Origin of the sequence: Pseudoalteromonas sp. PAB 2.2, assembly GCF_001938575.1 — a bacterium.
Classification (GTDB): domain Bacteria; phylum Pseudomonadota; class Gammaproteobacteria; order Enterobacterales; family Alteromonadaceae; genus Pseudoalteromonas; species Pseudoalteromonas lipolytica.
In genome coordinates, this window is record NZ_LYPI01000029.1 from 22,360 (window position 1) to 30,957 (window position 8,598).

At 39.4% G+C, this 8,598-nt stretch carries 11 protein-coding genes; 7 read left to right on the top strand and 4 right to left on the bottom strand.

All coding sequences use genetic code 11. From position 1 onward, the window contains the following. Position 1: 1 nt before the first annotated feature. Both BWD47_RS19780 and BWD47_RS19785 read right to left on the bottom strand, forming a co-directional pair. On the bottom strand, positions 2-529 hold the full coding sequence (locus BWD47_RS19780; RefSeq protein WP_065978058.1) for a hypothetical protein: 528 nt from the start codon (positions 527-529) through the stop codon (positions 2-4). 1 nt (position 530) lies between these two features. Continuing rightward, on the bottom strand, positions 531-1,988 hold the full coding sequence (locus BWD47_RS19785) for a HAMP domain-containing sensor histidine kinase (protein ID WP_075594528.1): 1,458 nt from the start codon (positions 1,986-1,988) through the stop codon (positions 531-533). A 312-nt stretch (positions 1,989-2,300) separates the two neighbouring features. Between BWD47_RS19785 and BWD47_RS19790 the strand changes: the two genes are divergently transcribed. The 5 genes from BWD47_RS19790 to BWD47_RS19810 all read left to right on the top strand — a co-directional run bounded on the left by BWD47_RS19790 (position 2,301) and on the right by BWD47_RS19810 (position 5,107). Further along, entirely contained in the window at positions 2,301-2,528 is a 228-nt protein-coding gene (locus BWD47_RS19790) for a cag pathogenicity island protein Cag25 (RefSeq protein ID WP_036970684.1), read from the top strand. Between the two features lie 9 nt (positions 2,529-2,537). After that, complete coding sequence (locus BWD47_RS19795; RefSeq protein WP_075594529.1) at positions 2,538-2,765, top strand: hypothetical protein; 228 nt, start codon at positions 2,538-2,540, stop codon at positions 2,763-2,765. Between the two features lie 118 nt (positions 2,766-2,883). Then, complete coding sequence (locus BWD47_RS19800; RefSeq protein WP_075594530.1) at positions 2,884-3,117, top strand: EF-hand domain-containing protein; 234 nt, start codon at positions 2,884-2,886, stop codon at positions 3,115-3,117. A gap of 4 nt (positions 3,118-3,121) precedes the next feature. Further along, the gene (locus tag BWD47_RS19805) at positions 3,122-3,355 is read left to right on the top strand and encodes an EF-hand domain-containing protein (protein WP_065978055.1); all 234 of its coding nucleotides are present in this window, start codon (positions 3,122-3,124) and stop codon (positions 3,353-3,355) included. A gap of 105 nt (positions 3,356-3,460) precedes the next feature. Then, positions 3,461-5,107, top strand: coding sequence for an amidohydrolase (locus tag BWD47_RS19810; RefSeq protein WP_075594531.1), 1,647 nt, complete (start codon positions 3,461-3,463; stop codon positions 5,105-5,107). A gap of 1 nt (position 5,108) precedes the next feature. Here the strand turns inward: BWD47_RS19810 and BWD47_RS19815 are convergent, their stop codons facing one another. Beyond that, entirely contained in the window at positions 5,109-5,342 is a 234-nt protein-coding gene (locus BWD47_RS19815) for a YgjV family protein (RefSeq protein ID WP_036970694.1), read from the bottom strand. Between the two features lie 267 nt (positions 5,343-5,609). Here BWD47_RS19815 and BWD47_RS19820 point away from each other — a divergent pair, with 267 nt between their 5' ends. Both BWD47_RS19820 and BWD47_RS19825 read left to right on the top strand, forming a co-directional pair. After that, the gene (locus BWD47_RS19820) at positions 5,610-6,266 is read left to right on the top strand and encodes a Crp/Fnr family transcriptional regulator (protein ID WP_036970695.1); all 657 of its coding nucleotides are present in this window, start codon (positions 5,610-5,612) and stop codon (positions 6,264-6,266) included. A 359-nt stretch (positions 6,267-6,625) separates the two neighbouring features. Next, entirely contained in the window at positions 6,626-8,257 is a 1,632-nt protein-coding gene (locus tag BWD47_RS19825) for a hypothetical protein (RefSeq protein WP_075594532.1), read from the top strand. Positions 8,258-8,330: 73 nt separating this feature from the next. Here the strand turns inward: BWD47_RS19825 and BWD47_RS19830 are convergent. Continuing rightward, positions 8,331-8,598: IS3 family transposase (locus tag BWD47_RS19830; RefSeq protein ID WP_143474491.1), on the bottom strand; the 268-nt coding region annotated here is incomplete at its 5' end.

The following is an 8,598-nucleotide window of genomic DNA, read 5'->3' on the forward strand; positions in this document are numbered from 1 at the left end:
GTTACTGCTCCTTAGTTTCTTCGCGTAACAGCAATTGTTGTTCAATTGCCGCCAGTGACGACAACGTTTTTTCCATTTTTTCTGTTAAGGCCTGCTTGGCTTGCTTGGCCTTTAGACTATGTTGAACACTTTGTTTTTGTAGCCATAAATACTGTTTTATATCATCAGGCCAATAATAAGCTTGATCACTGCTTTCGAGTAATGCCAATGCTTGTTTAGGTTCTGAGGCACTGTGTATACATAAATATTTAAATAAACTGATCAGCTCTTTTTGCCCTACATACGTCTGCTTCTGCGGCGTACTTTTAAAACCACCGCATTGCTCTGCATGCCATGCAATAACCAAACGTGCAGGCGGATACACAGGCTCGCTTTTAGGCCTTGGTTTAGGATTAGGTTGCTCCTTTGGTGTTAGCTGCGTTTTATGCTCTTTTTGTGCTGTCGATGATGTTGGCTGTGTTAACGCACACCCGGTCAAAAATACAACGAGTACAGCGGGTATAAAACTGGCTTTATTTACGAAGCCCATATCAGTTAACTCCTTGGGTTGCTTGAATTGGTAATGTCACTGTAAATCGGCAGCCTTGCGGTTCATTATCAGCAATATTAAGTGTGCCTCTCAGTTGCTCAACCGTTTCTTTCACAATTGTGAGGCCAAGACCACTGCCCATTTCAGTTTGCTCTTTGGCATTTTTCCCCTGATAAAAGGCACCAAAAACAGCGGTCTTTTCAGAATCAGCAATGCCTTTACCGACATCACTGACCGTCACTTGAAGCTGAGTGTGTTTATAACGCGCTTCGACCGTGACAACGCCTTGTTCAGGTGAAAATTTCAAGGCATTGGAAATGAGTTGCACAAGCATCATTTCTAACAACTCGGAAGAAATATACATCGCTTTTGAGGGAAGTTCATTTACCCATATTAACGACTGATTTCGCGCAATTAAACGATGTTCAAAGTGACGCTCAATATTCGTTTTCATACTATTGAAGTTAAGCTCTGTGACACTCTCTTTACTGGTACGAATCGCGTTATAATTTAATAAGCTTTCAATCATCACTCGTAAACGCGCCATACTCTGTGTAATTAGCTCAAGGACAGCTTGCTGCTCGCTATTAATTGGGCCAACAATTTCATCAGCGAGTAAATCAGTGCCTTCAACCATAGAGGCAAGCGGTGTTTTTAATTCGTGAGTAACATGACGTAAAAAGGTGTCTTTTTGTTGCTCTAGCATATGCAGCTGCGCTTGCACCCACTCTAATTTATTACCTAACTCAACGAGCTCCGATGAGCCTCGTACAGAAATTTTCTGCTGCCAATGACCTTGACCTAGTTTATCTATTACACTTGTTAGTTCACCTAAACGGCCACTGATCCGCCATAAAAACCCACCACTTACTAATAATGTGAGTGGAATTAATGCAATCAACCAGTTTATAAACGACGCTTGAAGCGCCTTTAATTGCTGTTGATTCTTGGTGATCCGTAATTCATTTTGATCACGTAGCCACACAGTTTGCTCTGCAATAAGTTTGCTTGCTGGGGCAAATAATTCACCATCTTGTTTTTGCTCTGCAACTAAGTGTTGCTGGGCAAAGTTGAGTACTTCTGCCAATTGCTGCCACTGCGCCACATACTCTGTCGATGGACTAAGAAAAATAAGCTCATCAATACTTTGCAGCGATGACTGCCACTTATTTTCAATTAAGGTATCGAGTGATTCACTTTTTAAAACCCAATTTTGTCTTGTTGCTCTTTCTAGGCTATTTAAATCTTGTTTTAAACTATTAAACGCCTTTGTAACTAAATAATTATCGCTGACAATTTTTTGTGTCACAGCCAATTGTTTATTCAGTGCGTTTAAAAACACGATCACAACCAACGATAAAGGCAGCAAAGACAACAAAGTGCTAAAGACAAACTGGCCAATTAAACTGGGCCGCCAATCGAGCGCATGTTTAAATTTATTCGCAACGAGACCTTGCATACTGATCCTTTTCAACGTGACAGAAGATGATTATTAGATAAATAACTTAGACACTCGCTGAATCCAGCCTATATAACAGCACTTTTTAACCAATAAATGCTTTTTTGTTGCTAATCAGCAACAATATAACTCTCTGTTTTAAAATGAATAATCCTTTAGAACCCAAAAAACGTTGCAAAAAAGACACAGCTCTTTGTAAGTATTGCTGAGCAAATCACTCGGGGAATGCATAAACCATTGATATTAAATAAATTTTAAAGTTGGCATTGTTTTTGTTTATACCGTAATAAGTTATAGATTTTAGGAAACAAAATGAAAACGATGGCCTGTATTTCAATCATGCTTGCCAGCTTAGTATCAATAAGCTCATACGCGCTTGATCTCAACGAGACGTTTAATGAACTTGATAAAGACAGTAATGGCGCGCTAAGTGAGTCTGAAGCATCTGAGGACGCACTGTTACATGGCAATTTTTCTCAAATTGATAGTAATGAGGATGGCCAAATTTCATTTCCAGAGTTTCAGTCGTTTATTCAATAGGAGATTGTTATGAAACAACTTATCGCTGCCTTTTCGCTGATATTTTTGGCTATCAGTGCGACCGTTTTGGCATCTCAAATGGATGTTCGCTTTACTAGGTTTGATAGCAATGCAGACAATGCAATTTCACTTTCTGAAGTAAATGAACACCCTGAGCTAATTAAGCAGTTTACTGATCTTGATACAAATAGTGATCAGCGATTATCTGAACAAGAGTTTGAAAAATTCAAACCTTAACCTCTTAAAGTGCTTGCCATAATCCCAGAGGGAGCGTGTAAACGGATTTAAATTTTGGGATTTAAATTATGGCAAGCACTTTTCCCAAAAAGGATTTTATTTTCTGAGGAGTTTTATTATGAAAATTGCGACACTTGCTTCATGCACTTTAATTACTATAAGCTTCAATACCTTAGCATTAGATGTTAAGCAGCGATTTGATCATTTAGACAAAGATAAAAATGGTTATTTAAGTGTTGAAGAGCTTGCATCTCAGCCACACTTGCAAAAGCACATGGCTAAATGGGATACAGACAACGATCAGCAAATATCACTCCTTGAATTTAAGCACTACTTAACAAACAAGAGTTAAAGCAATGTCAAAATACACTTTCGCCAGTCTTATAATCTGTGGTTTATATAGCAGTATGGTTTTTGCAACAGAAAGTATTGGAGAAAAATTTAAACAACTCGATCGTAATGAAGATGGCTTCTTAAGCCGTTCTGAATCTGCACGAGACCCCGCTCTGTGGTCTCGTTTTAAAAGTTACGACAGCGATAAAGACAATAAGTTATCGTTTGCTGAATTTAATGAATATGCTAGCAAATAATGCTGAGGGTGCGAGTCACCCTTTTGCACGTTTTAATTACCTAATTATTTGCAGTTTACAGCAACTCTGATACTGTTTTTATAAATCAATAAAAATAAGAATAGTATGAAACTCATTATCAGCTTACTCGCAACTGCATCGATATCTTGCTTCGCTAACACCACCGTTATTTATAACGTAAATGGTTACACACCAACCTATCAAGGTCAGACACAGCAATTTTCAACCTTAGTCTTTAAAGATGGAAAAGTTGTCAAAACAGGCGATGATTCCCTTAAAGCTAGTTTTCCTGATGCGACAACGATCGATGGTAAAAAGGCAACACTGCTGCCCGGGCTTATTGATGCACATGGTCATATAATTGGGCTTGGCAATAACTTGTCACAACTGGATGTTAGAAATACCCAATCTGTCGATATGGTCGGTAAAATGTTGGCCGAATTCGCTAAAGATAAACAAGGTTGGATAATTGGCCGAGGCTGGAACCAAGAACATTGGCCTGGCGGTCAATTTCCTACGGCAGCAGATTTAGACAAATACGTAAAAGACAAGCCTGTTGTGCTGTCTCGCGTTGATGGTCATGCCGTGTGGGTCAATTCAAAAGCAATGGCGTTGGCTGGCATAACGGCGCAAACAGATACGCCCTCTGGAGGCGAAATAATTAAACTTCCTTCGGGTCAGCCATCAGGGGTGTTTATTGATAAAGCAGAAACATTAGTAACGCAACACATCCCCAAGACAGATCACGCGAGTATCAATCGCGCACTTGATAACGCCGGTAATCACCTACTCAGTTTAGGCATTACATCAGCACACGATGCAGGTATAGACTACGATACGTGGCAAGTGTATAAACAGCGTGCAGAACACAATAACCTGCCTGTTAGAATTGTTGCTATGCTCAGTGCTGGCGATCCAAAGCTCGAAACCATGCTTAAAGCTGGTCGCTATAAAGATATGAACGACATGCTCTCCATTGGCAGTGTAAAAGTCTATGCAGATGGTGCATTAGGCAGTCGAGGCGCTGCATTAATTAATGAGTACGCTGATCGCAAAAACCATCATGGCTTAATGCTCGAAACGCAAGAAAAGCTAGAACAACTATTTACCTTAAGTTTTTCACACGGCTTTAGCGCGAATACCCATGCGATTGGCGACCAAGCTAATAAAACCGTTTTAGATGCTTATGAAAATGTCTTCAAGAAATCGGGAGGCATTTTATTACGGAACCGCATTGAACACGCGCAAATTGTGTCGCCAAACGATATTCCTCGCTTTAAAGCGTTAAAAATTATTCCTTCCATGCAGCCTGTTCATGCGACTTCTGATATGCACATGGCTGAGCAACGTCTGAACGAAACACAGTTGACGGGTGCCTATGCGTGGAAAACATTTTTATCACAAGGCTCCATTATTGCGGCAGGCTCTGATTTCCCCGTTGAACTTGCTGACCCATTCGATGGCTTATACTCAGCAATTACACGCATGGACCATAACCAACTTCCTGAAGGAGGTTGGCGTCCTGAAGAGTTACTGTCACGTGATGAAGCACTAAGAGCGTTTACATTGGGAGGCGCTTACGCTGCCCATCAAGAATTTAAAGTAGGAAGTTTAGAACAAGGAAAATGGGCTGACTTTATTTTAATCAATAAAGATTATTACACGGTGCCGCTCGCTGACGTTCTCGCTATAAAAGTACAGCAAACCTGGCTGGCAGGTGAGCTTAAATATACACTTGAAAACGAAAATTAAATTACTTTTTAGCGTCAACTGTCGGTTGACGCTTTAATTTTATAATATGGTAGATATTTACGAAGGTAAGCAAGCCATTGGTAAATGCCACAGGCACGGCATCAATTGCTACACCATAAAGAGTAAATGCGATACAGCCTGCTAAGTTAAACCAACGAAGCTTCATAACATCGCTCATTGTTAAAGAAGCGACCAATAATGCAGATGCTAAATAGCCTAAATATTCCCAACTCAATTGTTCTCTCCTAGGCTTTAGGTTAGCATTAGAGTTTGTCATTTTTAGACTCACTCATTGCTCACTTTGACAATGAAAATAAAAAAGCTAACTTACTAAAAACCTTGTAAAGCCTGAGAATTAACCCGACTTTAAAATCATTACACGGGAAATGAAGGTATGAGTAACGTGAACACCTTACTAGTAAGTTAGCATAAATTCTTAGAATCTTAATGCTAGCGTCATTAAGATGTAATAAATAGGACAATTGTCCGAAGAGCGGCGTTAATGTTTCAATATCATTTTTCAAGCTACCTTGTTGATCAATTACTCACTTTTGCAGGGAGTCGTTTTCAACAAGCCAAAAAAGAAGTGCTGATCCATCAAGATCAACCACTTTCCAAACTCGTATTAGTGAGAAGTGGTACCGTTTCGTTTAGTTACGATGTCGGTAATGGTCGCCGCCTTTTGCTCGGTCAGCTTGACTGTAATAATACATTAATTGGTGAGATTGAAGCTCTTAACAACCTCCCTTGTATCTACACAGTTACGTGTTTCAGTGATGTTAGTTACAATCTCATTGAGCTTAAACATTGGCGCGCACTACTTTTAGAAAAACCAGAACTGAGTTTATACACAGCACAAACAATAGCCGCTAAGTTTCAAGAGAACCAAAAAATCAACCTAGACAAATTGCTATTACCCTTAAGCTATAATATTGCTAAAGATTGTTTATTAAGAGCTGAAAATAATAATCCGACACTGCTTAGAGCCTACCCAACTGTGAATGCTGAAGCTGAACGTTTCGCCACTACCGAACGTGCCTATCGACGTGTTGTGACTGAGCTTGTAGAAAAGGGCTTAGTAAAACGCAGCAATCAAGGTTTACAAGTGGTCGACATAGACAAACTGAGTGATTACGTAGACAGTTTTTCGCAGTTATAAACTTGTTACATAATCTGTTATTATGCTTTACAATTACGTAGGCGAACTGAAATTAATAGTCAGCATGAGTTCAGTTGCATAAACTATAAATATTCATAGAGTTGAGCTTTTTAATAGCTAGGCTCTGTATTATAATTCGGCAAAGCGAAATGTGCCGCCCACAATGTTTGAAGGACGAGACAAAACTTTCTTATTCTATTAATGAAAGTATATATAATGTTCACTTGACGTATATATAATGTACGCTTATCCTTCAATAACAGATAACCATGTGTGGCGTATTTCGGTGCACAAACCGGTACTATTTGCTCTAATAAAAGTCTGATTACTTTACGATAAAGGAAAGAAAGGTAACGATTATGGGAAACAATGAATTTAAACTAACAAAGCTAGCGCTAGCGTTAGGTGTCACTCTAAGCTTAAGCGGTTGTTTTAGTGATAATGATAACAACACCACAGTGCCTAAGCCACCAACACCAACTGTAGATGTTCCAGTTGCTGATACGCCTGAGGCACTTACTTTTTATGTAGCGGGTAACGTTGTTGATAATGAAACTGGTGAAGTGATTCCTGCTACAATTAAGTTTTTAGAGGAAGGTGCACCTTCTACAAATGTTACTGACATTGAAGGCGAAGAACTTACTAGTGTTACAGCTGAAGACGGTGTATTTTCATTTACGCTGGCTGATGATGCTGAACTAACAGAGTTGACTGTTCTTGTTACTTCTGAAGGCTACGTTTCAAAAAGTATTGTTGTTGATTTATCAGATACATCAGAATCTTTAGACGCGATAGTACCTCTTGTAAAACTTGATGATACAAAACTTGCTATTGATTCAAGTGAAGGTGCTGCTGAAGATGGTATCTTATCGGCTGATTTAACAGCTTCTGCTGATGCGGATTCGAGCGGTGCTACTGTAACAATTCCTAAAGATGTAGAACTAAGAGATGCTAATGGCGAGTTAGTTTCAGGTACAGATGTAACATTAAATATTGTCACTGCCGATATTGATGCTGCAGCTGGTAAGGCAGCCGCGGTAGATTTAATTCCTGAAGGTTTAAATGGCTCAAGCACAACTGAAGTCGCGGTACCTGCTTCAGTTATTAACGTAGAAATGTTAGCTGGCGATACTAAAGTTAAAAACTTCTCATCTCCAGTATCTATCACATCAAAACTGCCTGCAACTTATGTAACAGCAGATGGTACAGTGATTGAAACAGGTGATACGTTCGATGTTTTCTCTTATGATGAAGACACTGGTATTTGGGTAAAAGAAACAGATCCTGCAACGGTTGGAACGGCTGGTACATTAACTATGCCAACAACTTTTAGTGTTGACCACTTTTCTACAAAAGTGTTAACACAAAGTAAGGCTGTTTGTAGTGGCCCTATTGCATACAACTTTACTGGCGATGCGATTCCGGCTGTTGGCTTAAATGTTAAAATTAAGTCGGACACTATCACTAAAGAGAAAAAAATCAAGAAAACACAAGGTAACTTCTTAGGTTCAGCTGCGGTTACTAAAGCGGGTATACCTGCTGACGCAGTTGTAGATGTTACCGTTACAGATAACAACGGTAATGTTTGGGGTACTCAAAGCAACTTATCAGTTTGTAGTAACTCTATCAATATCGCACTAGATAGCCCGGTTGAAATTATTGCGGAAGATTTGAATGTAACTTATACATGTTCAAACGCTGAAGTTGATCAAGACAAGCAATTCCCGTTAACAGGTGCTCTAGTTAAGTACGCTCTTGGTAAAAAACGTTCTTCAACAGCAACTGAAACAAATGGCTCTTATGCACTTTCAGGACTTGAAAGTGGAGAAACATATGCTGTAACTATCATTCCTCGTGGCATTGAAGTAGAACCTGAAGTGACCTCAATTACAGCTGATGGCACTGCAGAATCATTTAACTTCGACCGTGACAACTGTGAACTTAAAACAGTTGAAGTAACAGGTGGTACTGGTGGTACTGGTGGTAACTAATCCACGAGTTTAACCCAATTACACTAAATAAAACCGCGCTTTATGAAGTGACCCCATAAAGTTGGACTCATTTTTAAGCGGCTGCCAAGGCCTGATTTCGATACTGTATCGGACTCAGGCCTTTTAGTTTCAGCTTAATACGCTCGTTGTTGTAATAGTGGATATATTCTTTGATGTTTTCAATAAGCTCATTCACGTCTTTAAACGTTTCGTTGTGGTACATCTCACTCTTCAATATGCCGAAGAAGTTCTCAGCAACCGCATTATCTAAACAATTTCCTTTTCTAGACATACTTTGTTGCAACCCTTTTTCCTTGAGATGATTTTGATATTGTTTGTTT

What these genes read in the sequence shown, in the direction of transcription:
- BWD47_RS19810 (WP_075594531.1), top strand. Translation starts at nt 3,461, where the DNA reads ATGAAACTCATTATCAGCTTACTCGCAACTGCATCGATATCTTGCTTC.
- BWD47_RS19825 (WP_075594532.1), top strand. Translation starts at nt 6,626, where the DNA reads ATGGGAAACAATGAATTTAAACTAACAAAGCTAGCGCTAGCGTTAGGT.
- BWD47_RS19785 (WP_075594528.1), bottom strand. Translation starts at nt 1,988, where the DNA reads ATGCAAGGTCTCGTTGCGAATAAATTTAAACATGCGCTCGATTGGCGG.
- BWD47_RS19805 (WP_065978055.1), top strand. Translation starts at nt 3,122, where the DNA reads ATGTCAAAATACACTTTCGCCAGTCTTATAATCTGTGGTTTATATAGC.
- BWD47_RS19795 (WP_075594529.1), top strand. Translation starts at nt 2,538, where the DNA reads ATGAAACAACTTATCGCTGCCTTTTCGCTGATATTTTTGGCTATCAGT.
- BWD47_RS19780 (WP_065978058.1), bottom strand. Translation starts at nt 529, where the DNA reads ATGGGCTTCGTAAATAAAGCCAGTTTTATACCCGCTGTACTCGTTGTA.
- BWD47_RS19820 (WP_036970695.1), top strand. Translation starts at nt 5,610, where the DNA reads ATGTTTCAATATCATTTTTCAAGCTACCTTGTTGATCAATTACTCACT.
- BWD47_RS19790 (WP_036970684.1), top strand. Translation starts at nt 2,301, where the DNA reads ATGAAAACGATGGCCTGTATTTCAATCATGCTTGCCAGCTTAGTATCA.
- BWD47_RS19800 (WP_075594530.1), top strand. Translation starts at nt 2,884, where the DNA reads ATGAAAATTGCGACACTTGCTTCATGCACTTTAATTACTATAAGCTTC.